The sequence below is a fragment of the Dyella flava genome (genome assembly GCF_016904955.1).
In the GTDB taxonomy this organism is placed as follows: domain Bacteria; phylum Pseudomonadota; class Gammaproteobacteria; order Xanthomonadales; family Rhodanobacteraceae; genus Dyella_B; species Dyella_B flava.
In genome coordinates, this window is the sequence record NZ_JADIKE010000037.1 from 370248 (window position 1) to 395031 (window position 24784).

18 protein-coding genes are annotated in these 24784 nt (G+C 61.2%); 11 read left to right on the forward strand and 7 right to left on the reverse strand.

Features of this window, described 5'->3' with window-relative positions; translation table 11 throughout:
* The first annotated feature begins 14 nt into the window (after positions 1-14).
* From ISP19_RS14930 to ISP19_RS14955, 6 genes are all read left to right on the forward strand, one after another.
* The gene (locus tag ISP19_RS14930; protein WP_204683200.1) at positions 15-1790 is read left to right on the forward strand and encodes an acyl-CoA dehydrogenase C-terminal domain-containing protein; all 1776 of its coding nucleotides are present in this window, start codon (positions 15-17) and stop codon (positions 1788-1790) included.
* Between the two features lie 197 nt (positions 1791-1987).
* Entirely contained in the window at positions 1988-3964 is a 1977-nt protein-coding gene (locus ISP19_RS14935) for a CocE/NonD family hydrolase (protein WP_204683201.1), read from the forward strand.
* A gap of 134 nt (positions 3965-4098) precedes the next feature.
* Positions 4099-4572: a GNAT family N-acetyltransferase gene (locus ISP19_RS14940; protein WP_204683202.1), complete on the forward strand. Its 474-nt coding sequence runs from the start codon at positions 4099-4101 to the stop codon at positions 4570-4572.
* A gap of 368 nt (positions 4573-4940) precedes the next feature.
* A complete protein-coding gene (locus ISP19_RS14945) occupies positions 4941-6548 on the forward strand; it encodes a flavin monoamine oxidase family protein (protein WP_204683203.1) in 1608 nt (535 codons plus the stop codon).
* 110 nt (positions 6549-6658) lie between these two features.
* Positions 6659-7081 carry a c-type cytochrome gene (locus ISP19_RS14950; RefSeq protein ID WP_204683204.1) on the forward strand — a complete coding sequence of 141 codons (423 nt, stop codon included), beginning with the start codon at positions 6659-6661 and terminating at the stop codon, positions 7079-7081.
* Between the two features lie 14 nt (positions 7082-7095).
* On the forward strand, positions 7096-7590 hold the full coding sequence (locus tag ISP19_RS14955) for a RidA family protein (RefSeq protein ID WP_204683205.1): 495 nt from the start codon (positions 7096-7098) through the stop codon (positions 7588-7590).
* A 71-nt stretch (positions 7591-7661) separates the two neighbouring features.
* On the opposite strand, the gene ISP19_RS14960 is transcribed toward ISP19_RS14955, so the two are convergent.
* The gene (locus tag ISP19_RS14960; protein WP_204683206.1) at positions 7662-8423 is read right to left on the reverse strand and encodes a SapC family protein; all 762 of its coding nucleotides are present in this window, start codon (positions 8421-8423) and stop codon (positions 7662-7664) included.
* A gap of 255 nt (positions 8424-8678) precedes the next feature.
* On the opposite strand from ISP19_RS14960, the gene ISP19_RS14965 reads away from it, so the two are divergent.
* From ISP19_RS14965 to ISP19_RS14975, 3 genes are all read left to right on the forward strand, one after another.
* Positions 8679-9278: an HNH endonuclease gene (locus tag ISP19_RS14965; protein ID WP_204683207.1), complete on the forward strand. Its 600-nt coding sequence runs from the start codon at positions 8679-8681 to the stop codon at positions 9276-9278.
* Between the two features lie 95 nt (positions 9279-9373).
* Positions 9374-11146, forward strand: coding sequence for a 1-deoxy-D-xylulose-5-phosphate synthase (gene dxs, locus ISP19_RS14970; protein WP_204683208.1), 1773 nt, complete (start codon positions 9374-9376; stop codon positions 11144-11146).
* 171 nt (positions 11147-11317) lie between these two features.
* Positions 11318-13918 carry an MMPL family transporter gene (locus ISP19_RS14975; protein WP_204683209.1) on the forward strand — a complete coding sequence of 867 codons (2601 nt, stop codon included), beginning with the start codon at positions 11318-11320 and terminating at the stop codon, positions 13916-13918.
* Between the two features lie 296 nt (positions 13919-14214).
* On the opposite strand, the gene ISP19_RS14980 is transcribed toward ISP19_RS14975, so the two are convergent.
* From ISP19_RS14980 to ISP19_RS14990, 3 genes are all read right to left on the reverse strand, one after another.
* Positions 14215-16554, reverse strand: a complete 2340-nt coding sequence (locus tag ISP19_RS14980) for a TonB-dependent receptor (protein WP_204683210.1) — start codon at positions 16552-16554, stop codon at positions 14215-14217.
* A gap of 98 nt (positions 16555-16652) precedes the next feature.
* Entirely contained in the window at positions 16653-17501 is an 849-nt protein-coding gene (prmC, locus tag ISP19_RS14985; RefSeq protein ID WP_204683211.1) for a peptide chain release factor N(5)-glutamine methyltransferase, read from the reverse strand.
* 238 nt (positions 17502-17739) lie between these two features.
* Entirely contained in the window at positions 17740-20418 is a 2679-nt protein-coding gene (locus tag ISP19_RS14990; protein WP_204683212.1) for a M1 family metallopeptidase, read from the reverse strand.
* 252 nt (positions 20419-20670) lie between these two features.
* On the opposite strand from ISP19_RS14990, the gene oxyR reads away from it, so the two are divergent.
* Together oxyR and ISP19_RS15000 are read left to right on the forward strand one after the other, a co-directional pair.
* Complete coding sequence (gene oxyR, locus ISP19_RS14995) at positions 20671-21615, forward strand: DNA-binding transcriptional regulator OxyR (protein WP_204683213.1); 945 nt, start codon at positions 20671-20673, stop codon at positions 21613-21615.
* Between the two features lie 413 nt (positions 21616-22028).
* Positions 22029-22838, forward strand: a complete 810-nt coding sequence (locus tag ISP19_RS15000) for a hypothetical protein (protein WP_204683214.1) — start codon at positions 22029-22031, stop codon at positions 22836-22838.
* A gap of 194 nt (positions 22839-23032) precedes the next feature.
* On the opposite strand, the gene ISP19_RS15005 is transcribed toward ISP19_RS15000, so the two are convergent.
* The 3 genes from ISP19_RS15005 to ISP19_RS15015 are packed head-to-tail and all read right to left on the reverse strand — an operon-like array spanning position 23033 to position 24780.
* A complete protein-coding gene (locus ISP19_RS15005; RefSeq protein WP_204683215.1) occupies positions 23033-23263 on the reverse strand; it encodes a peptide-methionine (S)-S-oxide reductase in 231 nt (76 codons plus the stop codon).
* 52 nt (positions 23264-23315) lie between these two features.
* A complete protein-coding gene (locus ISP19_RS15010; RefSeq protein WP_204683216.1) occupies positions 23316-23834 on the reverse strand; it encodes an adenine phosphoribosyltransferase in 519 nt (172 codons plus the stop codon).
* A gap of 13 nt (positions 23835-23847) precedes the next feature.
* Entirely contained in the window at positions 23848-24780 is a 933-nt protein-coding gene (locus ISP19_RS15015) for a DMT family transporter (protein WP_204683217.1), read from the reverse strand.
* Between the last annotated feature and the right edge of the window lie 4 nt (positions 24781-24784).

The window sequence follows — 24784 nt, forward strand, 5'->3', positions numbered from 1 at the left end:
GAAGGATTTACGCCATGACGCTTTACAAAGCCCCGCTCGATGACCAGCGCTTTGCACTCTTCGACGTACTTGGCGCAGAACCCATCCTCACCAAGCTGCAAGGCGGCGAGGGCCACACCCGCGACCTGCTCGACGCGGTGCTGGAAGAAGCCGGCAAGCTCAGCGAACACGTGCTGGCGCCCACCAATGCGCCGGGCGACGAGGAAGGCTGCCATTTCGACAAAGCCGCGCGCGCGGTCACCACGCCCAAGGGCTTCAAGGAAGCCTTTCGCCAGTTCTCCGAAGGTGGCTGGGCCGGGCTGACCATGGCGGAAGAATTCGGCGGCCAGGCACTGCCGTCGGTGATGGGCATCGCCACCTCCGAAATGTTCCAGTCGGGCAACCTGTCCTGGAGCCTGTATCCGCTGCTGTCCGAGGGTGCCTGCCACGCGCTGGAACTGCATGGCACGGAGGATCAGAAGCACACCTACCTCAAGCCCATCGTGGCCGGTCAATGGACTGGCACCATGTGCCTGACCGAACCCCAGGCCGGCTCCGATTTGGGTCTGCTCAAGACGCGCGCGGAACCCGGCGCGAACGGCAGCTACAAGATCAGCGGTACCAAGATCTTCATCAGTGCGGGCGATCACGACCTGGCCGACAACATCATCCACCTGGTGCTGGCGCGTCTGCCTGATGCACCGTCCGGCAGCCGCGGCATCTCGATGTTCATCGTGCCCAAGTTCAGGGTGAAGGCGGATGGTTCGCTGGGCGAACGCAACAACGCCTACCCGGGCGCGATCGAGCACAAGATGGGTATTCGCGGCTCGGCCACCTGCGTGATGAACTTCGACGAAGCCGAAGGCTATCTGATCGGCCAGCCGCACAAGGGTCTGGCGGCGATGTTCACCATGATGAATGCCGCGCGCCTGTCGGTGGGCCTGCAAGGTTTGGCGCTGGCCGAACGCGCATTGCAGAACAGCCTCAACTACGCGCGTGAGCGTTTGCAGTCGCGCGCGCTGTCCGGCCCGAAATTCCCCGACAAGCCCGCCGATAACCTGCTGGTGCAGCCGGATGTGCGCCGCATGCTGTTGACCCAGCGCGCGTTTGTGGAAGGCTCGCGTGCGCTGATCATGTACGCCGCGCTGCAGACCGATATCGAAGCACGCGGCGCTGATGAAGCCACACGCCAGAAAGCCAGCGAACTGCTGGCCTTCCTGATCCCGATCGCCAAGGGCGTGGTGACCGAGCTTGCCCAGGAATGCACCAAGGAGGCCTTGCAGGTGTATGGCGGCCACGGCTTTATCGTGGAGAACGGCGTCGAGCAGTTCGTGCGCGATGCACGCATCATCACGCTGTACGAAGGCACCACCGGCATCCAGGCCGCCGACCTGCTCGGCCGCAAGATTCTTCAACTCAAGGGCGTGGGCCTGCAGCATTTCCTCGCCGAGATCGGCGCGTTCTGCAAGCAGCACGCGGCCGATGAAACGCTCCGTCCGTACGTCGCCCAGCTGGGCACCTTGGCCAAGGAATGGGGTGAGCTGACGCTCAAGCTGGCCCAGCGCATCCAGGCCAATCCGGAAGAACTCGGTGCTGCCGCGACCGATTACCTCTACTACAGCGGCTACATCACCCTCGCCTATTTCTGGGCGCGTGCGGCGGCGGCGGTGGAGAAGAGTTCGCAACAGGCCGCGTTCAAGCAGGCCAAGCGCGATACGGCGGCGTTCTACTTTGCCCGCATTCTGCCGCGTGCGCATTTGCACAAGACGATCGTGGAAGCCGGTGTGGAGACGTTGCCGGCGATTGCCTGATCGTCGCCTGACCTGCTGGCGAGCACATGGATGTGCTCGTGCGATGCAGCATGCGCAAACAAAGCAAGCGCATAAAAATGCAGCGGGAACATTTCGCAAGATTGTCCCCTCACCCTCCTCTCATGTCCCAAAAGATGGGGTAAGCCGCTTCCCGACATTGCGCTAGTCTAGGCAGGCACATCCAACGGGGAGTCACCATGAAGTCGAGTCGTGCCGCGATCGCGTTACGCGGGCTCAGTCCTGCCGTGTTTGCCCTGCTGCTCAGCCTGAGCGGCGCTCTATTGGCGACGGATCCGCCCAGCAACTCGCCATACCCCAACTACCCCAGCGAAACGCCGGCGCAATTCAAGCCGGTCACCAGCAGCTACGACTACGTCGAGCGCGACGTGATGATTCCGATGCGCGACGGCGTCAAGCTCCATACCGTCATCCTGATTCCCAAGGGCGTCACGCACGCCGGCATCGTGCTGACGCGCACGCCCTACGATGCCAAAGAACTCACGCATCATGTGATGAGCGGCCATCTCGGCCCGATGCTGGAGGGTTACGACAACGCGACCGACGTGATCGTAGAAGATCACTACATCCGGGTGATCCAGGACATCCGCGGCAAATACGGCTCCGAGGGCGATTACGTGATGAACCGGCCGATCCACGGCCCGCTCAACCCCACGCCGGTGGATGACGCCACCGATACCTACGACACGATCGACTGGCTGGTGAAGAACGTGCCCGAGTCGAACGGCAAGGTCGGCACCATCGGCATTTCCTATGACGGCTTCGAGCCGCTGATGTCATTGATCAATCCGCATCCGGCGCTGAAAGTCGCGGTGCCGATGAACCCGATGGTGGATGGCTGGATGGGAGACGACTGGTTCCATCACGGTGCGTTCCGCCAGCAAAACATGTCCTACATCTACGAGCAGAGCGCCAGCCGCGATAACTTCTACAAATGGTGGACCGACTATCACGACGAATACGACCTGTTCATGCAGGCCGGCTCGGCCGGTGAACTCGGCCGCCAGTACGGCATGGAACAGCTCGGCTTCTGGAACAAAGTGCTGGCGCACCCGGCGTACGACTCGTTCTGGAGCGAACAGGCGGTCGACAAGGTACTTGCCGCACAGCCGCTGAAGGTGCCGGTGATGCTGGTGCACAGCCTGTGGGATCAGGAAGACATCTACGGCGCACTCGCCGTCTATCGCGCCATCAAGCCGAAAGACACCAGCGGCGAGATGGTGAAGCTGGTGATGGGCCCCTGGCACCACGGCCAGGAAATCGAAGAAGGCAGCTCGCTTGGGGCGATTCAATTCGGCAGCGACACCGCCAAGTATTTCCGCGAGCACATCCTGCGCCCGTATCTGGCGCAATACCTCAAGGATGGCGCTCCCAAGGCGGACATCGCACCGGTGACCGCCTATCAGACGGGCACCAATCAGTGGCAACGGCTCAGCCATTGGCCGCTTGCCTGCGAACAAGGTTGCAGCACGAAGAGCCGGCCGCTGTATCTGGAGGCGGATAACAAGCTCGGCTTCAGTGCGCCCGCTGCGGGCAGCAGCTATGACGAATACGTCTCCGACCCGGCGCATCCGGTCCCGTTCCGCGCCCGGCCGATCCAGCCTATCGGCTACGACAATGGCCTCACCTGGCCGCAGTGGCTGGTCGACGATCAGCGTGAAGCATCAGGCCGCACTGATGTCGTCACGTACATCTCTGACGTACTCACCCAACCGCTGACCATCGCCGGTACGCCGGTGGTGCATCTGGTGGCGTCGACCAGCGGCACCGACAGCGACTGGGTAGTGAAGCTGATCGACGTGTATCCCGATCAGGTCGCCGAGCAGCCGGAGATGGGCGGCTATCAGCTCGCGGTGGCGATGGATATCTTCCGTGGGCGCTATCGCGAAGGTTTCGACGACCCCAAGCCGCTCGCAGCCAATCAGCCACTGGCCTATCGCTTCGACTTGCCCAATGCCAATCACGTGTTCCTGCCTGGTCACCGCGTGATGGTGCAGGTGCAATCGAGCTGGTTCCCGCTGTATGACCGCAATCCGCAGACCTTCGTGCCGAACATCTTCTGGGCCAAGCCGGCGGATTATCAGAAAGCGACGCAGCGGATTTATCACTCGGCCGATGAGGCCAGCTATATCTCGCTGCCGGTCGTCAGTATTTGATGCATCGCATGGCTCCGCCCGCAGGGGCGGAGCCATGCGCCGTTGAGCCACCGGAACTGAGCCGAGGGACTTCCACCCGCAACCCGCTTGGGTGTAGAACAACCTACCCGTTCCGTCCACCGACCGGCTGACGCATGAGCGACAACGCTTTTCACATCCGTCTCGCCGAGGATGACGACGAATTCATCCTCGGCCTGGTTCCACGTTTCGTGGATTTCTCCCTGCCCACCTGGCGCAAGCGGCATGAATGCATCGAAGGCATTCGCAAGGACCTCAGCCGTCACTTGGATGAGCAGCCCTCCAACAGCTATGTGTTCATCGCCGAAGATGCGGAAGGCGAGCGCGTCGGCTTCATCCACCTGCAGAAAACCCAGGACTACTTCACCGGCCGACCCAACTGCCACATCTCCGATCTTGCTGTCGCGCCACGCCACGAAGGCCAGGGCGTGGGCAAGGCGTTGATCGAGTACGCCGAAGGATGGGCACGCGAGCATCAATGCCAGCTGGTGACCCTGGCTGTGTTTCCCGGCAACGAACGCGCAAGGGCGTTGTATGAGGCGGCGGGCTACAACGTGGATCTGCTCAGGTTGGCCAAGCCTACGCACTAAATACACATGACGTTGTAGCCACAACGTTCGAGGCAAGCGCAGCCCCTCACCCCAACCCGCTCCCCGAAGGGGAGAGGGAGCAAAGCTTGGTAAATACGACATCCCTCCACAAACTGCTGTTCCCCCTCTCCCCTTCGGGGAGAGAGCCTGCCCCGGACTTGATCCGGGGGCTGGGGTGAGGGGCCGAGCTTGCCTCGAATCGCATGCTTGCCACGAGCCACCATTCCTCTGCTCTCCTGCGAGCCACAACCTTTTCGCAAGCACATTGCCTGTCCCGAATAGCAAAGCCCCACAAACATGCCTTATGTCACTGTCGCCCAGCCCCCGAATGCGATGTGCTGACCACTTGGGGTAGCAAGGGGTGAGCGATGCAAGGGGAAGGGTCAGAATCGTCGATGACGCGCCGCGATCTGCTGCGCATGATCGGATTGAGTGCGGGTGGCGCGGCGATGTACCAGGCGATGAGCAGCCTGGGCCTGGCCGCCGAATCACCCTACAAAGGCACGCCTAAACTGCAAGGCGCGCCACGCGGTACGTCGGTGCTGATACTCGGTGCAGGGCTGGCCGGCATGGTGGCCGCCTACGAGTTGCGCCAGGCTGGCTACAAGGTGCAGTTGCTGGAATACAACGCGCGCCCCGGTGGCAGAAATTGGACGCTGCGCGGCGGCGATACCTATACCGAAATGGGCGGCCACACCCAGCATTGCCAATTCGACCGCGGGCTGTACATCAATCCAGGCCCGTGGCGCATCCCTTATCACCATCGCGGTCTGCTTGATTACTGCAAGAAGCTCGGCGTGCCATTGGAGCCGTTCGTGCAGATCAATTACAACGCCTACCTGCACAGCCCGGATGCCTTCGGCGGCAAACCGCAACGCTACCGAACCATTAACGCGGATTACCGCGGCCATGTGGCGGAGATGCTGGCCAAGGTCACCCAGCAGAGCAAACTCGATACGCAGCTCAGCAAAGATGACCAGGCCCTGTTGCTGGAGTCATTGCGGGATTGGGGCGCGCTCGACAAGAACTATGCCTACGCCAGTGGCCCTGCGGTGAGCAATCGCCGTGGTTACGACAAACCGCCAGGCGGCGGCTTGTCGGGCAAGCCGACGGATTCGCAACCGCTGCAGCTGCATGATGTGCTTGATTCACGCATGTGGAAAAACCTCACCGAGGGCGAGATCTTCGAATTCCAGACCACGCTGTTTCAGGCCGTAGGCGGCATGGGACGCATTGGTGAAGCGTTCGGCCGTGAACTGAAAGGGCTGATCCACTACAACGCCAAGGTCACCGAAATTCATCAAGATGAGCACGGCGTTACCGTCACTTATGTGGATGCGCGGCATCCAGGCCAGGCACACAAAGCGCACGCCGACTGGTGCATCTGCACGATTCCGCTTTCCATCCTCAGCCAGATTCCGATGAATGTGAGCGCATCGATGGCCGATGCGATTGGCGCCGTGCCTTACGCTGCAACCGTCAAGGTAGGCCTGCAATTCAAGCGCCGCTTCTGGGAGGAAGACGAAGACATCTACGGCGGCATCACCGCCACCGACTTGCCCATCAACTGCATCAGCTACCCCAGCAACGACTACAACACGCGCGGCAAGGGCGTGCTGCTTGGCGGTTATATGTGGGGCCTCAGTGCCTACGAATTCACCGCCATGACGCCGGAAGAGCGCATTCGTAGAACGGTGGAATACGGCAGCCAGATTCATCCGCAATACAAGACGGAATACGAGAACGGCATCGCCGTGGCCTGGCATCGCACACCGTTCACCATGGGGTGTTTTGCGAGCTGGTCGGATGAGCTGCGCGCCAGGCACTACAACAACCTGTGCCAGATCGATGGACGCATTGCGCTTGCCGGCGAGCACGCGTCGTATCTGCCTGCGTGGCAGGAAGGCGCAGTGACTTCGGCGTTGGATGTGATTGAGCGATTGCATCAGCGCGTGATGGCGGGAGGTGTGGCATGAGGCGCTTGTTCCAATCTCGCCACAAGCCACTCCCTCTCCCCCGCGTGCCCCGAAGGGGAGAGGGAGCAAAGCGTGGCTTCGTTACGCTGTTCTGCGGTGTCGCGCTGAGTATGCTGAGCATCGGCGTTGCAAAATCCCAATCCTCCGATAACGCCTTCTACACCCGCACCACCATCAAGAACGCCAATGGCGAGCAGATCTTCCACAGCATCTGCCAGGGCTGCCACATGCCCGATGCCAAGGGTGCAACCGGCGCGGGCACTTATCCCGCACTCACCGGCAATCCGAAACTGGCATCGCCCCAATACATGGCGGCCGTGATTCTGTTCGGCCGGCACGACATGCCTTCTTTCGAGATGAAGCCGGAGACGCACAGCAATTTCTTTGCCGACACCAAGCTCAGCGACGAGCAGATTGCGGAAGTCATCAACTATGTCCGCACACATTTCGGCAACACCTACAGCAACAGCATTACTGCTGCGGAAGTCGCTGCCATGCACCCGCAGAACCAGCCATCGGCAACCAAGCCGTAAACGGGAGTTGTCTCATGCATAAGGCCATCCACGCTGTTGCGCTGTGCGCACTGTTCGCTTCGTTTGCAAGCTCCGCGCAGGACGTGACGCGCTACCCGATTCCGAACAGCAACTTTCCCATTTCCGCCGCGGTGGAAGTGCCTGCCGGCAAAGCCACCATTTATCTGAGCGGCAATGTGCCGCCCGTGGTGGATCCCAAGGCAGCGAAGGATTCCGTGGCGGCCTACGGCAACACCGAAACGCAAACCATCGGCACGCTCACCCATATCCAGAAGCAACTGCAGGCCATGCATCTGGACATGGGCGACATCGTGAAGATGAATGTGTTCCTGGTGGGCGATCCGGATCACGCTGGGCATATGGATTTTGCCGGATTTATGGCCGGCTACGCCAAATTCTTCGGCACCAAGCAGCAACCGAATCTGCCAGCGCGCTCGGCGGTGCAGGTGGCGGCGTTGGCGAACCCGGGCTTTCGGGTGGAAATTGAAGTGACCGCCGTGCGTCCCTGAACTTCCGTAGCCGGCGTGCCCACAAAAAAGCCGCCCATGAGGCGGCTTTTTTGCAACCGTACCGGTGACGATCAGTTCTTGGTCTTGTTCGCCGCTTCGGCTTCTTCGCGCAGGGCCAGACGCTGACCCACGCGATCGATGTTGGACAGCGACAGCAGGTGCGCGTAGATCCAGGCCAAAGTGCCGTCGTTGAGGAACCGGTGCGTGGTTTCCGCATCGATCTTGCGCAGCTTTTCCTCGTTGACCACATACAGGCCGTTGAGGTTGAGCACGTTGCCGTTGCGCTCCAGACGAACGTTGCGCGGCTCGAGCAGGTCGTACTTTTTCAGATCTTCCATGAACTGCTTGGTGCGCGCGACGTGTTGCTGGAATTCGCCGAGGAAGTTCACGGCGTTCTTCAGCATGTCCGATTCGCTGCCGTCTTCCTGGAACAGGCGCTCGCCTTCCTGGTCGCTGAAGCCTTCATAGGCTTCATCGAGGAACACGGTGAAATCGTCGCCTTCGGAACCCGGCGGCTTCTCAGCCAGCACGAACGGATAGCGGCGCACGAAAGCCGGAATGTAGACGCCCTGCGCCCACTGGCCATCGGTATCAAGGAACAGGTTTTCGTTCTGGCGCAGGCCCAGCAGCGCCATCGGACCGGCACTGGCGATGTCGGAACCGGCGAACAGGATCGGGATATCGCGGGCGGTGACGGGGAATTCCGTGCAGGTCAGCGGCACGGAATGCACGCCGTGCGCAAACTTGAGGTTCTGCAGCCCCTTGATGCGCAGATCCTTGTGAGCGGTGCGATTGAGCGGCACCGGCCGCTCGTAGAAAAGTACTTCAGCCACGTTGCTTACCTCTGCCCCGCCGTGCCGGGGCCGCCACCCAGGCTTCCCCTCCCAAACCCGGCGTCGGGTCTACAGATGAACGATCACTATATCAGCGCCTGCTTCCTAGGGGGAATCAGACCAAACTCAGGATTTTTGAGAGGTATCGCCCGGCTTTTGCATGTGTTTTGCAATCAAGTTGGTCTATGCTGCCGCAAAACCGAGCACCGTTGCATGGATGGGCGCTCTTTCGCTACTGGGTGAAGGACGGAACGCATGCTGATGGAAGTGCCAAAGCTGGCCGATCTCAACTCGACCCGCGTGTTGTCGCTGGACGCCGCCGGACGGATCCTTGACTGGATCAGCTGGCAGGACGCGGTTTGCCTTTACGTGCGGGAGGCGGTGGCCTGGACCCTCGGCGATCCTTGCCTCACCGTGCACGGCGGCCATAACCGTATCCTGGGCAGGCAGAGCCAGATCCAGCTTCACCCCATCGTGGCCAGCACCGGCCATTGCCGCGATCACGCCATCGACCCGGCACCAGCCCTTACCAACAGCGCCCTTTTTGGGCGCGATCGTTATATATGCATGTACTGCGGCGAGCGTTTCAGCCGCGGCGAATTGACCCGCGACCACGTGCTGCCCATTTCCAAGCGCGGCCGGGACGAATGGGAAAACGTGGTCAGCGCCTGCCTGGCCTGCAACCTGAAGAAGTCCAACCGCACCCCGCAGGAAGCCAACATGCCCCTGCTGGCGGTGCCGTACCGGCCGAGCTGGGTGGAACACCTGATCCTGTCCAATCGCAATATCTTGGCGGACCAGATGGAGTTCCTGGTCAGCCACCTGCCCCGGCATCGGCGCGAAGCCTTGGTGTAAGGCGGCGTCCTCAAACTGAGTGGAGTTTGACCGGGGCCATGGCGGCGCCGCGTGTTTCCCTTGCCCCGCCCTAACGCAGGGTTAACAATACGCCGATGATCGACCTGTCCCGTTATCCGCATCTGTCCGCGCTCCAGACGCCGGCGGATCTGCGCCGCGTACCCGATGACCAGCTCTCCGTGGTCGCCGATGAGTTGCGTGGGTACCTGATCGAGGCCGTCGCAAGTTCTGGCGGTCATTTCGGCGCGGGGCTGGGCGTGGTGGAACTGACGGTGGCGCTGCACGCCGTGTTCGATACCCCGCACGACCGGCTGGTCTGGGATGTCGGCCACCAGTGCTACCCGCACAAGATCCTGACCGGCCGCCGCGACCGTATCACCACGATCAAGAAGAAGGGCGGCCTGGCGCCGTTTCCTCGCCGCGAGGAAAGCGAGTACGACACCTTCGGCGTCGGTCACTCGTCCACCTCGATCTCCGCCGCACTGGGCATGGCCATTGCGCTGAAGCGCAAAGGCGATACGCGCAAGATCGTCACCGTGGTTGGCGATGGAGCGATGACCGCCGGCATCGCGTTCGAAGCGCTCAATCATGCGGCGGATGTCAACGCCGACATGCTGGTGGTGTTCAACGACAACGGCATGTCGATCAGCGAAAACGTGGGTGGTTTGACTAAATCCGTCGCGCGCCTGCCCGGCACGCTGTTCGAGGAAATGGGCTTTCACTACAACGGCCCGGTCGACGGTCACGATGTGCCGCAATTGCTGCATGCCTTGCGTGCGGTGAAAGATCTGCCCGGCCCGCAACTGCTGCATATCATCACCACCAAGGGCAAAGGCTATGCGCCGGCAGAGCAGGCGCAGATCGAATATCACGCGGTCAGCCCGTTCGATCCAAGCGCTGGCGTGGTGAAAAAAGCAGGGCCATCCAAACCCAGCTATTCCGATGTCTTCAGCGACTGGCTGTGCGACATGGCCGCCGCCGACGAACGCCTGCTCGGCATCACGCCCGCCATGCGCGAAGGCTCCGGCCTGGTGCGCTTTTCGCAGCGCTATCCGCAGCGCTATTTCGATGTGGCGATTGCCGAACAGCACGCAGTCACGCTGGCGGCCGGGATGGCCTGCGAAGGCGCCAAGCCGGTGGTGGCGATCTATTCCACCTTCCTGCAGCGCGCCTACGACCAGACCATCCATGATGTCGCGCTACAGAATCTCGACGTGACGTTCGCGATCGATCGTGCCGGCGTGGTCGGACCGGATGGCGCCACGCATGCCGGCAGTTTCGATCTGACCTTTCTGCGCTGCCTGCCGAACATGCTGATCATGGCGCCTGCTGACGAGAACGAATGCCGCGCGATGCTCACGACCGGTTTCCGTTACAACGGTCCGGCGGCGATCCGTTATCCGCGCGGCACCGGTCCCGGCGTAGCGATCGCCGAAGCGCTGGACACGCTGCCGATCGGCAAGGCCGAGCTGCGCCGCCGCGGCCACGGCCTGGCCATCCTGAGCTTCGGGGCGATGCTGGCCCCGGCCCTGGAGATCGCCGCGGAGCTGGATGCCACGCTGGTCAACATGCGTTTCGTCAAGCCGCTGGATGAAACCCTGCTGCTTGAATTGGCGAAAGACCATGGTGCCTTCGTGACGCTCGAAGACAACGTCATCGCGGGTGGCGCCGGCGCCGGCATCTCCGAATGCCTGGCGGCACATGGTGTAAACTCGCCGATTTTGCATCTGGGCTTGCCCGATGCTTATCTGGAACACGGCACCCGTGAGGAAGTGCTGAGCGAGGCGGGTCTGGACCTGCCTGGCATCCGCAAAGCGATCTTTGCCCGTTTTCCCAAGCTCGGTTCATTGAACCAGGCGAGTGCTTGAGGGTGGACTGCTTTCCCTTCTCCCTTTGAGAGAGAAAGCAGGGTGAGGGTGCCATCTTGCGCGCGTAGTGATTCAACGCACGCGGCGAGATGTCCCATCTCCATCCTCCCGGGGGGAGGAAGCAATGCCCCGAATTTTGCTGGTTAACATCAATAAGGAAGCGTTAGGCCCGTGACTGAGCTTATCGTCCGTTTTGTCCGATTCTGCCGGCGCTACGCCGTGCTGGTGGTGCTGTTCTACTTCGCCCTGGCGGGGTGCAGCATCTGGCTGGCCGCACATCGCCTGAGCGTGGACACCAACACCGACAACCTGTTCGCCAAGACACTGCCGTGGCGTCAGGACGCGATGGCGTTCGACCGGGAATTCCCGCAGTTCAACAACCTGCTGGTGGCGGTGGTGCGCGGCGCGACACCGGAAGAATCCGACGAAACCGCGGCGCAGCTCGCCAAGGCGATGGCGGCCGACAAAAAGCATTTCATCGATGTCTCCCGGCCGGATGCCGATCCCTTCTTCCGCACCGAAGGCCTGCTGCTGCTCGATCCGAACGACCTGACCAAGCTGCTCAACTCGTTGATGAATGCGCAGCCGCTGCTGGGACCGCTGGCTGCCGATCCGTCGGCGCGCGGACTGTTGAACGGCGTGTCGCTGATGGCCGCCGGCGTGCGCATCCAGCATGCCGACCTGACCCCCTACAAGCCCGCGCTGGATCAGCTGCGCAAGGTGCTCGACGATGCTGCGGATGGTCATCCTACACCGCTCTCCTGGCAGAACCTGCTGGGTTCGGATGTGACCCAGCAACCCGACAATGTGCGCATCGTGCTGACCCATCCCGTGCTGGAAGAAGGCTCGCTGGAACCGGGACACGCCGCCACCAGGGCACTGGAACGCATTCGTGACAATCTGCCCGACGTGAAAAGCGGCCGCGTGCGCATCGATTACACCGGCTCGGTCGCATTGGCTGACGTGCAGTTCGGCGCGCTCACCAAGGGCATCGTGTGGAGCACCCTCGGCAGCCTGCTGCTGCTGGCGCTGTGGCTGTACCTGGCGATGCGTTCGTTCCGCCGCATCGTTCCGATCCTGATCACCCTGCTGGTCGGCTTCGCCCTGACGGTCGGTTTTGCCGCACTGGCGATCGGCACCTTGAACGTCATTTCGGTGGCGTTCGCCGTGCTGTTCATTGGCCTTGCCGTGGATTTCGGCATTCAGTACGCGGTTCGCATGCGCGAAATGCGCATGCTCCATGCAGACATCATCACCGCCATCACCGAAGGCGCACGCGTATCCGGCACCCAGATTGCGGTGGCGGCGGCGGCCACGGCCTGTGGTTTTCTCGCGTTCTCACCGACCAGCTTCGTGGGTGTCGCCGAACTGGGCACCATCGCCGGCGTCGGCATGGGCATCGCGCTGGTCTGCACGCTGAGCCTGCTGCCGGCGCTGTTCAGCATGTTCAAACCGCAACGCCAGGGCGCCGAACTGTCGCTGTTCTTCGGCCCGAAGATGGACGTGGCCCTGCATCGCCATTACAAGCCGGTGCTTATCGTATTCGCCCTGCTGGGGGTGATCGGCCTGTATGCCGGGATCCGCATGCCATTCGATGCCAATCCGCTCAATACGCAGGATCCGCATTCCGAACCGATGCGCACACTGCGCAGCCTGGCGGATAACCCGATCACCAATCCGTTCAACATCAACATCATGGTGCCCAACCTGGATGCCGCGCGCGTGCTCAGCGACAAGCTGTCGAAGCTGCCGGAAGTCTCCAGCGTGATCTCCGCGGCCACCTTCGTGCCCGCCGATCAGGCGGCATCGCTGGATCAGCTCGACCAGGCCCAGGTATTGATGCTGCCGTCGCTGGATGTCGACCCTTCGGCTCCGCCGGTCACACCCGCGGCCTTGCGCGAGGCGATTGCCGATACGCACGATGCGATCGTCCAGGCCAATCCAGAAATGCCCGCTGATTCGCCGCTGCGCGGCATCGACGTCGCGCTGCAAAAGCTCGCCAAGTCGCCGGATGATCGACTGATGGCGATGAATGCAGCGGTGAGCCGCTTCCTGCCCACCCAGCTGGCCAGCCTGCGTGACGCCCTTGATACCAAGCCCGTCACCTTGGCCACGCTGCCCGAGTCGATCAAGCGCGACTGGGTCAGTCCCAACGGCCAGGTGCGCATCCAGGTATCGCCCACGGTCAGCGAACAGGACACGCAGGGTCTGCGTCGTTTCGTCGAAGCCGTGCAGCGCATCGCGCCCGACGCGGGCGGTCCGGCCGTCACCACCATCGCCTCCGCCGACACCATCATGCATGCGTTCAAGCAAGCCGCCGTGCTGGCGATCATCGCGATTGCGGTCGTGTTGCTGGTAGTGATCCGCCGCCTGAGGGATACCGGCATCGTCTTGGTGACGCTCGGCATGTCCGCGCTGCTCACCGCCCTGCTGGCGCGCATGCTCGGCATGGAGATCAATTACGCCAACATCATTTCGCTGCCGCTGCTTCTCGGTGTCGGCGTGTCGTTCAACGTGTACTTCGTGATGAACTGGCGCGAAGGCATGCGCCGCTTCATCAGTTCGGCCTCGGCGCGTGCGGTGCTGTTCTCGGCGCTGACCACCGGAACCGCGTTCGGCTCCCTGGCACTGTCACACGATCTCGGCATGGCGAGCATGGGACGCATGCTGCTGATCAGCCTGGTGGCGGTATTGCTGGCCACTTTCGTGTTCCTGCCGGCGTTGCTGTATGCGATCAAGCCGCCGAAGCAGCTGAGCAACACAGGACACTAGGGCCTTTCCCCCTCTCCCCTCCGGGGAGAGGGCTGGGGTGAGGGGCCAACCTCGCGCAGATGTCCCACCCAGGCCCGACTCAAAGTTAGCTCACCGCGAGATTGCACTCCTCACCTCAATCCCCGAATCAAGTCCGGGGCAGGCTCTCTCCCCGTAAGGGAGAGCAAGAAAAGCGTGCTGCGTTTCTTTGGAGGTTTATCGCAAGGCTGGCCCCTCACCTCGATCCTCTCCCCGGAGGGGAGAGGAGGAAAAGCGGGGCGCCCTGTTCCCTATCCCAAAAAGAAAAGTGCCGCCATTCAGAACGGCACATTGAACGACACGCCTATGGTTCGCGGCGTGGACAACTGCACCAGCATCGGCCCGCCGATCGTCGCCAGGAAATTCACCGCCTCGTCATTCAAGGTGCCGATCGGAATCTGCTTGTTCAACACGTTGCGCACGTAGAAATCGATATTGGTGCCGTTGCGCAGGTTCACGCCGGTATTGATGTCGAGAAACATGAATCCCGGCAGGTAGAAATTCGGGTCGCTGTTGTCGCCCGAAAAACCCGCATTGCGATGGGTCGATGCCCGCACGTTGGCGCCTAGATACGCATCCGTCCCGGCCAGAATGAACTTGTACTTCCCGCTTAGCGTACCGGCCCACTTGGCCGAATACGGCAGCGGCGCACCGGGCTGGATACCCAATTGCGGACTGCCGTTGTTGGTGTAGGCATCGGTGTAGGCCGAGGATGCGCCGAACTGCCAGGGGCCGTGCGAATAATTGGCCTCCATTTCTACGCCTTCCACACGTGCATCGCCCGCGTTCTGGATGATGGTGTTGCCCAGCGTATAGGTATACAGCTGCATGTGGTGCCATTCGATGTCGTAGCCATCGATACCCACATTCAATTGGCCGTCCAGATGGCTACTCTTGTAGCCAAGCTCGTAGCTCTCCAGATTATCGGAACCAAACGTGTCCCTGGCATTCGGATTGGGACCGAGCAAGGTGCTTTCGATGGGCGCTTGCAGACCACCCGGCCGGTAGCCGGTGGAGGCACGCATGTAATAACTGTCCTTGTCGGTGGGACGCCAGCTCAGGGTGATCATCTTGGTCACGTCATCGCTGAGCAGGTGCTCGCGGAACCCGCCCGGACTACCCGCCACCGGACCTTCCTCGAAGTTGGACAAATGCTGCGAGTTGCCACTGGTACGCGCGCCGACCGTCAGATCGAGGGTCGAATCAACATGCCAGGTGAGATCGCCATAAGCCGCATACTCTTCGAAACCCGCATTGACGTTCTGCTGGATAAGGCTGGTCTGGCCCGGGGCAAACTTGTTGTCACCCTCCAGCACGTACTGTTCCCACACGTTCTCTCGGTTGAACCAGAGACCGCCAAGCCAATCGAAGTTCGGATTCTTGCGCGAGGTCAGGCGCATTTCCTGCGAAGTCTTGTGCACGGTGTATTGCGAATCGACGTAGAGCGAGCTGAGTTGCTGATCCACGCCGAGCACCGGACCAAGTTCGTTCAACAGCGCAAGGAACGAGTCGGGATAATCCTGCACGCTGTGATTGACGAAGTTCTGATAGGAACTGATCCAATCCAGCGTACCCGCATCGAAGTCGTAGCCGGCATGGAAGGAATAAAGCTCCAGCGTCTGCGTAAATGGCTCGCGGTGATTGAGGCGTCGGTTATAGGGGCCGCCGGAAATGGGTTGTCCCTCCAGGTTGTAATCGGCCATCGACAAGCCATCCGCGTCGATCTTCTGCGCCATCGCCGTGGCGTTGAAGCTGAGCTTGTCGGTGGGATCGACTTCAAGCTGCACACGCGCTCCCTTGGTATGCGTGCGGTCATCGCCACCGGCCGGTGTTTCACCCACGGCCTGATAGACGCCGGTGACATGCTGATCCACCACCGCCACGCGCAGCGCCGCCTTGTCTTTCACCAGCGGGATATTGAGCGATGCATGCTCGGTATAGCTGAAACCGCCGCGATTGGTGTTGGAAATATCCCCGCCCACGTTGCCGGAAAATCCGCTGGTATCCGGCTTGACCGTCACATATTTCACCAGGCCGCCCATCGAGCCTGCGCCATACAGCGTACCCTGCGGACCATACAGAAACTCGATGTGATCAAGATCGAGCAGGGCCGGATCGAACACGAACGTCGCAGCGGCCGCGTACACCGTGCTGCCACCGACCGGCACATCATCGATATAAACCGAAACCGTGGGGCTGGTCTGATTGCCGGTCGACACACCGCGCATGATCAGTTCGCCCTGGCCCGTTCCGCCTGCGCTGGCGAAGAACACGCCGGGTTGATAGGACACGTAATCGTTGAGATTCTTGGCGCCGACCTGCTGCAACGATACCGCCGATACCGTATCCACATGCATGGGTACTTCGCGTTCCGGTTCACGACGGCGGTTTGCCGTCACCATCACCTCGCTAAGTGTCACTGCGGATTTTTTTGCAGCGGGCGTGGGTGGCGGCGAAGCTGGCGCATTCGTGGATGCCGCCGCTGCCGGCGCTGTTTGCGCCATGACAGCGGGTGCTGCGACAGGAAGCATCGCAGGAACCAGCAGCAGACGGATCAAGTACGGCAAACAACGCTGCACTGGCTGGCGACAAGCAACAACACGACGGCAGTAGCTCATGGCATGGGATCCGGGGCAGACCTTGTCGTTGTAGTAATGCCCGGATGCGCCGACTTAATCCGGGCTCCCTCAGTTGTGATTGCAGTCTACGCCGATGTTTATGGCGAATCACAATCCTTGCTGACTGACCAGCATCCCATGCTCACACGATCACGCTGTTCCAGATCACGCATCGTTGAAACCTTCGCGAAAGATGCGTTGCGCAGCAGCATGCAAACAGCATCACCCTGATTCCATCCGTGCTCGAACAACAGCCATCCTTCCGGTAAAAGATGCCGTCCTGCATCACGAATGATGCGGCGAATATCATTTAATCCATCTTCACCGGAAGCGAGCGCATTAATGGGTTCGAAACGCAAGTCGCCTTGATTCAAATGGGGATCGTGACTTTCGATATACGGCGGATTGGACACGATCACATCAAAACATTGCTCGCCCAGCGGCGCCAACCAATCACCAAGCGCGAAGCTGACATTCCTGATGCTGTGACGCTCCGCGTTGCGCTGCGCTACCGCCAATGCTTCAGCGCTGGCATCGGTGGCGATGACATCTGCTCGCGGCCGCTCGCGTGCAATCGCCAGCGCAATGGCGCCGGTGCCGGTGCCTAGATCAAGCACCTTTACGGCCTTGTCGACGGGCAAGCGTTCCAGCGCCAGCTCCACCAGCAACTCGGTCTCCGGCCGAGGTATCAAGGTCGCCGGCGTCACTTCAAGATCGAGCGACCAGAAGCCGCGCCGGCCAGTGATGTAGGCAACCGGCTCGCCAGCCTCCCGCTGTTCAACCAGCACGGTATAAGCCGATGCATGTTCGGCCGAAAGCGCATCATCCGCATGCGCGATCAACCAACTGCGTGACTTGCTCAGCGCGTATGCCAGCAATATCTCGGCATCGACACGATCACCGAGCCGCTGTGTGGCGGTTAGCAAAGCCTCTCGTACCTTATGCATCGTGCGGCCTATCCGTAAGAGGCACTGGCGGCATGGCTTGTGCGAACAACGGCACGCGCATAAACAGCAGAACGAACATCCCTATCCATCGACGCATGCGGCTCTCCCCTGGCGACGTTTCGTGCAGTTTAGATGGAATCGCAAGGCTGAAAAGGCCATGCCGACCGGCTGCACGACAGCGCATAAAAAACGCCGGAGGGTTTGCACCTTCCGGCGTTTGCTTACCCATGGCTTGCGATCAGATCTTTGCAGGGTCCTGCTTGGCCTTCAGCGCCGTGCACAACAGCGTTTGCTCGCGGGTTTGCGCCAGGCCGCGATCCGCACCCGCGATGTCCTTCAGACGGGGCTCGAAATAGGCCTGCAGGCGATTGGCTTCGGCGGTGGAACATCCGCCACTTCCCACCAGCACCGGCAACACGCCGCTGGCGAAGCTGCCGGTACGCGCCAGGACCTGGGGATAGTGCGCGGTGAACCATTGCCACAGGCCATCACGGGTATGGGTGGTTTCCTGTCCACCGCGCAGGATCATGGCCATTTCACCGACCTTGACGTCCTTGCTCAAGGCGAAATCCCGCACCTGATCGGCCAGCGCCGGTTGTGCCACGCGGCTCAAGCCCATCAACATCGCATTGCGCAAATCCGGGCTGGTGGTTTGCGACAGTTCGGCGATCAAGGCATCGACGGCAGGTTTGCCGCGTTCCTGCGCAGCTACGGCAAGCGCGGCGCCGAGCAGATCCGGATTCGCAGCCGCCAGATTCAATCGGCCATCGGCTTTCTTCGCCAACGCGGCATCACCCTGCGCAAGCAGGGCGGCGCGCACGTCCGGCACCTTGAAATCGAGCGCAAGCGCACTGGCAAGCTGGGTGCGCAACAGTACGTCGGCACTGGGCTCGCCGGGCTTGCGCTGGTACCCCAGCTGCTGCAGGCGCGGCAGATACGCCACTTTCACCCAATCGACCACTTTGGCGCGCTGCGCATCCGTGACGGCTTCGTAGCGATAGATCCACTGCAGCGTTGCCAGCGGTGCCACGGCGACTTCAGCGGTGTTCACGCCGGTAAGCGGCTTCAATGCCGTCATCGCTTCGCCGGCATTCCATTCACCCTTGCGGAAGCCGGCATCGATACTGTCGGCGTAGGCCAGTTGTTCGCCATTGCTCAACGCACTGACATGTTGCGTCAGATTCGCCCAGCCGGCTTTGTCCAGGCTGAAGCGGTAGTAGCCGCGAGCATCGGCATTGGGCATCACCCACGCCGAGGGAGCCGCGTCGGCAAGCGTCATGCTGTCGGTCTGCTTATCCAGCAACGTGCAGCTGACCTTGGTACCTGCCTGGCCCGCATAGCGCACGCAGAACGGAATGCCCCAGACCCGATTGGCATCGCCGCTGCTGCCGAGCGGCAAATAACGGCTCTGGCTCAATTGCAGTTGGATCTTGCCGTCTTTCTGCTCGATCCTGGTCTGCACGTAAGGCACACCGCTCTGATCAAGAAAGCTGTTGAACGCGTGATTGAACGACGCACCCTGATGCGCGGCCGTTGCAATGGCGCCGACCAGATCATCCGCCTTGGCGTTGCCGAACTTGTGCGCCTGGATGTACGCGCGCATGCCTTTCTGGAAGATATCTTCGCCGACATAGCCTTCGAACATGCCGATCACGGCGGCGCCTTTCTGATAGGTAATACCGTCGAATGCCGTTTCGATATCGCCATTGCCAGTGATCGGCTGACGGATCTTGCGTGCGCTGGTCAGGCTGTCGTTCTGCATCGCCCGTTCGGCACCGCTGATACGGTCGAGATCGGCGCGGTATTCCGGATGCACCTTCATGGTGACTTTCTGCTGCATCCAGGTGGCGAAGGCTTCGTTGAGCCAGAGGTCGTCCCACCAGGCCAGCGTGACGGTATCGCCCGTCCACTGATGCGCGAGTTCATGCGCCGTCACATTGAACGAACCGCGCACGTATTGTTCCGGCGAATCCGGATTGAGCAATAGCAGCCAGTCACGGAACGTCACCAGGCCCGGGTTTTCCATCGCGCCGGCGGAGAAATCCGGCGCAGCAAGCAAGTCCAGCTTGCCGAAGGGATAGCCGAAACCGTAGTAATTCTCCAACGTGTGGATGATGCTCGGTGTTTCACTCAGCACATGCTGCATGCGGTGTGCCTCGCCCGTCGCTGCAATACCCCGCAAGGGGATCGCCTCGCTGCGGTAATCATCCGGCGTGATATCCGGTCCCTTGGCGATATCCCACGGGCCGACGGCAAACGCCACCAGATAGGTGGGCAATGGCCGCGTCTGCGCAAACTTGAGTGTTTTCCAGCCGGCCCCGGCAGCCGTTTCGCTGATCTGCTGCGTATTGGCCACACCGACCAGATCGGACGGAATGGTCAGCGTGATGTCATACGGGGTCTTGAAGCCCGGCTCATCGAAACTCGGGAAAGCAAAGCGCGCACTGATCGGCTCCATCTGCGTCATCGCATAAGGCACGCCGGCGTGGCTCACTTTGTACAAGCCCTGCAGCTGCTGGTTGAAGGGCGCGGAATAATCGATGGTGAAGGTCAGCGCCTGTGGCTTGAGCGTGCTGCCGAAGTCGATGCGCGATACGCCTTCCTGCGGCGCCACCACCACGTATTTACCGTCATGGGTTGCGCCATCCGCCTCGGTGATCACCACCTTGCTGACGTTCAGATCGCTCCCATCCAGCCAGACGTGATCGGCTGCCGCCTTCAGATTGACCTTGATCGTCGTCGTGCCGGTGAATTCGGTCTGCGCGGGATTAACCCGGAACGAAAGCTGATACGACTGCGGAACAGCCCAGCCCGGCAGCCTGCCGTGAGGCGCCTGATCATTGGGCGTGGCGGCAAAAGCCACGGCACAGCACGTTGCCAACGCGGTCAGGGCAACGGCAGGGATAAGACGATGCATAACGAGCCTCGCTGACGGTCTTAAAACGTTCAACGGTAGCCGGAACAGCGTATCCACCCCAATGCCATAAGGCATGGCCCTCTCCGGGCCACTCCGTGCCCGGCCCCTTCCCTGCGGCAAAAAAGCCCGGCGATCGCCAGGCTTTTTGCCGGACTACCCGCACCCGCCACTTGCATTGTCAAAATTGATCACTAACATAATATTCATAGGAATCCTCTATTATTTGAGAAACGCCCTTTCTTCAGGAGAGCCATGAACCTGCGCGACCTGCATTACCTGGTTTCCCTGGCCGAGCACCGGCATTTCGGGCGTGCGGCGGAGGCCTGCTTCGTAAGCCAGCCCACGCTGTCCACCCAGATCAAGAAACTGGAAGATGAACTGGGCGTGCCACTGGTGGAGCGCACGCCACGCAAGGTGCTGCTCACCGATGTGGGCCGCGAGATCGCCCATCGCGCCCGCGAGGTGCTCAATGAAATCGACCAGATCAAGGGCATCGCGCGTCGCACGATAGATCCGGAATCCGGCACGGTTCGCCTGGGCATCTTCCCCACCCTTGGCCCGTACCTGCTGCCGCATGTGGTGCCCATGGTGCGCGAGCGCTTCCCCCGGCTGGAACTGCTGCTGGTGGAGGAAAAAACCGAAAACGTGCTGCACCGGCTGCGCGAAGGCAAGCTCGACGCCGGCATCCTCGCGCTACCGCTCCACGATGACAGCCTGCATACGGAATTCCTGTTCGAAGAACCCTTCCTGCTGGCCGTGCCGCAATCGCATCCGCTGGCCAAGCACCCGCAACTGAAGCTCAATGATCTGTCCGATCAGAACCTGTTGCTGCTGGAAGATGGGCACTGCCTGCGCGATCAGGCGCTGGAGGTGTGTCATATGGCCGGTGCCGGCGAAAAGAGCGGCTTTCGTGCCACCAGCCTGGAAACGCTGCGCCAGATGGTCGCTGCCAATGTAGGCATCACCCTGCTGCCCACGCTAGCCGTGAAACCTCCCGTCGCACAGGCGCCGAATCTGCACCTGGTCGAATTCAGCGGTCATCCACCCAGCCGCAGGATCGCCATGGCGTGGCGCAAGAGTTCGGCGATGGGGGCGTTCCTCAAGCAATTGGCCGACATATTCAAGAACCTGCCGCGTGACCTGCTCGACCCGCACAGCGCGTGCGCCTCGCCGGCAAAGCGACGCCGCATGGCTTGACGCGCTGCAGATGCCATCTGCGCCAACTGCTATCGCGGTCATGCCGCACCCGGCACGATAAAAGACCTGCCGTCGCGCTCTCAACATGCGATTCCCGTTCGCACTAGTGGGACAGGGAAACAGTTATGATACGGCGAAGATCACGCCGATGTATTTTCTGCGCCTTGCTCTCGACGATGGAATGATCGGGTACAGCAGAGCCGGCGCGACACGGCTGCCGTGTCAACGACAGATATCGCCCCGGCCGCACTTTCCCCAGCCCCTCATGTCGACGCATGGCTCCTCCAGCGTCGCATCAACAGCTGCCTTGGTTTTGAACGGGCTGATTCAACGCTCGACGTAAACAGCTACTGCATCCCCGCCGCCGGCACCGATTATCGTGGGGTCTACTTATGCAGAAAACCTAAAACATCATGACTGTAAACGCGCTATCGCCAGCGTCGCCCGTGGCTTCGCAAGGCACTTCATCTCCAACTACTGCCCAGCACGCAACCAAGAATCCTTCCGACATCAGTTCGCTCAAACCGTTCTACGTTGAGCATGTCACCGAATCGCATCCTTTCCTTGAAAACGAAAAGGAAAACAAAGACGGCCTCCCGTTATCTCAACCGGAACACAATCGAGTGATGAAGGCACTCGGAACCGCGATAACCTGGACCCAGAAGGCCATTTCGGCCTTGAAAGACCCCTCTGGCTGGAGCGGGGAAACGAAGAAGCTGCTGTCCGATCTTTTTCCGGGCGGCCTCCAGGAACCATCACAGAGACAGGCATTGAAAACCCAGTTGACCTATACATTGGATGGCCTGCAGAAGTTGCGTGATGACAACGCCTCGACCGTCCGCAGCATGTCATCCGAACACCGCCTTGGTTTATCGATGTCAATGATCGACCCTGAAACTCACGATAAAATTCGTTTTGACAGAATGTACATTTCAGAAAAGTCGCTGAAGGACAGACCGGATGATGCCCTGGCTGCCACGGTGCTTCATGAGGCCTCGCATACCTATGCCGACACCAGCGACAACTGGAAGACCAGGCCCAATCACTCTTCGCCTCCCGATGGGAAACCAAGCTTTTCATTCGACACCCATCTGTCCGTCCCCGACCCGGTAAGCGGCAAGTCGCATAGTGACTTGACGTTTACGAATGCCGTAAACAACGCGTCCACGGTAGAGGTTGCCACTGAAGTGCTGGCAGGCGTGCCGTTCAACTCGATCGCATAAGCTTCAAGGCGACCGCGGCCCCTTGTGCCCGCAAACAGCCGGGGGATGGCTTGGCCATACCCCGGCATCCTTATGCGCAGCTGCCTGAGGCTTGCATGCGCACGCACGAGTCCAGCACCTTGCGCGGGCGATCTCACTGAACCGGAAACACCGACACCACCCAGCCCACAATAGCCACCCGGATGCTTGGACAGCTATTGCTGGTGCTCGTCTTCGACGAAACAGAACGGCCCGGCCACGGCGATTTCGGTAGTGATGCTGCCATGGCCCGCTCGCGCCAGTTCGGCCTGAAAGCGGCTGGCCGATGCTTGCACAGCATGGCGCTGCACAGCATTGGACGTATAGACGGCTGAACGGCATGGCGTACGGGCGTCGCCCTGGCGCAGGCCATGGATCACCCGCACCACTTCAGCGTGTCCGGCCATGCCCGAGCACACTTCGCGATACGTTGGATTGCGCGGGCAGCCGCAACAGGCCCTAATAATGCAACACGGCGTGTAACGGAATGTTTTCCGGCCAAAGGTTTCTGCCCTGCAAGGCGCGCAGTTCGATCACTACCGACGCACCGACCAGCTCCGCCCCAAGCTGTCCCAGCAGGTTGCGTGCTGCGCCCAGAGTGCCGCCGGTAGCCAGCACGTCATCGACCAGCAGAACGCGCTCGCCCTGGCTTACGGTTCCTACGCGGGCTTCGAGCCGGTCGGTGCCGTATTCGAGCTGGTAATCCGCATACATTACCGGCGGCGGCAGCTTGCCCGGCTTGCGCAAGGGGATGAAGCCCGCACCGAGTTTCTGCGCCATGGCCGCGGCGAAGATGAAACCGCGCGATTCAACACCGCAGACCGCCTGCACCTGGCTGCCCTGCCACGGCTCGATCAAGGCGTCGATGCAGCGTGCGAAGGCCGCGCCATCGGCCAACAATGGGGTGATATCGCGGAAGATCACGCCCGACTTCGGAAAATCCGGTACCGCGCGGATCAGATGTTCAAACGAGGTCATGCCTACACTCCAGTCATGCTTGAGAAACGCGCCGGCGTGGCTGCAGCGCGCCGAAGAGGATACCTGCCAGCGCAAGCACCAGCCCGGTCCAGTCGCCGAGCGACGTCGGCCGGCCGAGCAAGATCACATCCAGTACAAAAGCCAGGGTTGGCTGCAGCAGCAGTAACAACCCAACCAGCGATGCCGGCAAGCGCGGCATCGCGCTCACCATCAGCAGCCATGCCAGCACCTGCCCGATGAATCCCAGCGCCAGCAACACGCTCCAGCTTTGTATACCGTGCAACGCGAAGCTGTCGCCTTCACCCCACCCCCATAGCCAGAGCACCACGGCGCAAAGCAGGCTCATCAGGCCGAGGAACTGGGCCGGAGACAGGCGTGTGTGCGTCTTCAGCGCCTGCCGAAAACTCAGCAGGTACACGGTGTAGGCGACACCGCTGCCAAGTCCCAGCCAGACGCCGAGTCGATGCTGCGCGTCAAAGATCGACCAATGTGCTCCGACCAGCAACCACAGGCCAACCGTCGCCAGCAACATGCCAGGCACGAATCCCCGGCCGGGCCGCTCGCGATAGAACGCAAAGCCGACCAGCGCCATCAGGAACACCTGGAAGTTGGTAAGCAAGGTGGCGATGCCCGGCCCGATCCAGAGGATGCTGCGATGCCATTGGATCAGGTCGACCGCCAGACCGATCGCCGGCAACACCGCCCACGCCAGATCACGCCAGGAAAACCGCCGCCACACACCACGCAAGGCCACCCACACCAACAACATGCTGCCGCCGAAGAGCATGCGGTAGAAACCGGACACCGTCGGCGCCGTGTGCGCGTAAACCACGAACAGGCTGGTGCTGGATAGCAGCGTCGCACCGATGGCCATTTGCATGACCGCGGCGCGCATGGGCACTTCGCTGCCGACGCCCGCGGGCGTCGCGGTGGAGACATCAGACATGGGG

Coding starts and splice junctions, on each gene's coding strand:
- ISP19_RS14955 (WP_204683205.1), top strand. CDS start 7,096: ATGCATAAGGCCATCCACGCTGTTGCGCTGTGCGCACTGTTCGCTTCG.
- ISP19_RS14980 (WP_204683210.1), bottom strand. CDS start 16,554: ATGAGCTACTGCCGTCGTGTTGTTGCTTGTCGCCAGCCAGTGCAGCGT.
- ISP19_RS14935 (WP_204683201.1), top strand. CDS start 1,988: ATGAAGTCGAGTCGTGCCGCGATCGCGTTACGCGGGCTCAGTCCTGCC.
- ISP19_RS15010 (WP_204683216.1), bottom strand. CDS start 23,834: ATGACCTCGTTTGAACATCTGATCCGCGCGGTACCGGATTTTCCGAAG.
- ISP19_RS14930 (WP_204683200.1), top strand. CDS start 15: ATGACGCTTTACAAAGCCCCGCTCGATGACCAGCGCTTTGCACTCTTC.
- ISP19_RS14945 (WP_204683203.1), top strand. CDS start 4,941: ATGCAAGGGGAAGGGTCAGAATCGTCGATGACGCGCCGCGATCTGCTG.
- oxyR (WP_204683213.1), top strand. CDS start 20,671: ATGAACCTGCGCGACCTGCATTACCTGGTTTCCCTGGCCGAGCACCGG.
- ISP19_RS15005 (WP_204683215.1), bottom strand. CDS start 23,263: ATGGCCGGACACGCTGAAGTGGTGCGGGTGATCCATGGCCTGCGCCAG.
- ISP19_RS14950 (WP_204683204.1), top strand. CDS start 6,659: ATGCTGAGCATCGGCGTTGCAAAATCCCAATCCTCCGATAACGCCTTC.
- ISP19_RS15000 (WP_204683214.1), top strand. CDS start 22,029: ATGACTGTAAACGCGCTATCGCCAGCGTCGCCCGTGGCTTCGCAAGGC.
- ISP19_RS14940 (WP_204683202.1), top strand. CDS start 4,099: ATGAGCGACAACGCTTTTCACATCCGTCTCGCCGAGGATGACGACGAA.
- ISP19_RS14990 (WP_204683212.1), bottom strand. CDS start 20,418: ATGCATCGTCTTATCCCTGCCGTTGCCCTGACCGCGTTGGCAACGTGC.
- ISP19_RS15015 (WP_204683217.1), bottom strand. CDS start 24,780: ATGTCTGATGTCTCCACCGCGACGCCCGCGGGCGTCGGCAGCGAAGTG.
- prmC (WP_204683211.1), bottom strand. CDS start 17,501: ATGCATAAGGTACGAGAGGCTTTGCTAACCGCCACACAGCGGCTCGGT.
- ISP19_RS14965 (WP_204683207.1), top strand. CDS start 8,679: ATGCTGATGGAAGTGCCAAAGCTGGCCGATCTCAACTCGACCCGCGTG.
- dxs (WP_204683208.1), top strand. CDS start 9,374: ATGATCGACCTGTCCCGTTATCCGCATCTGTCCGCGCTCCAGACGCCG.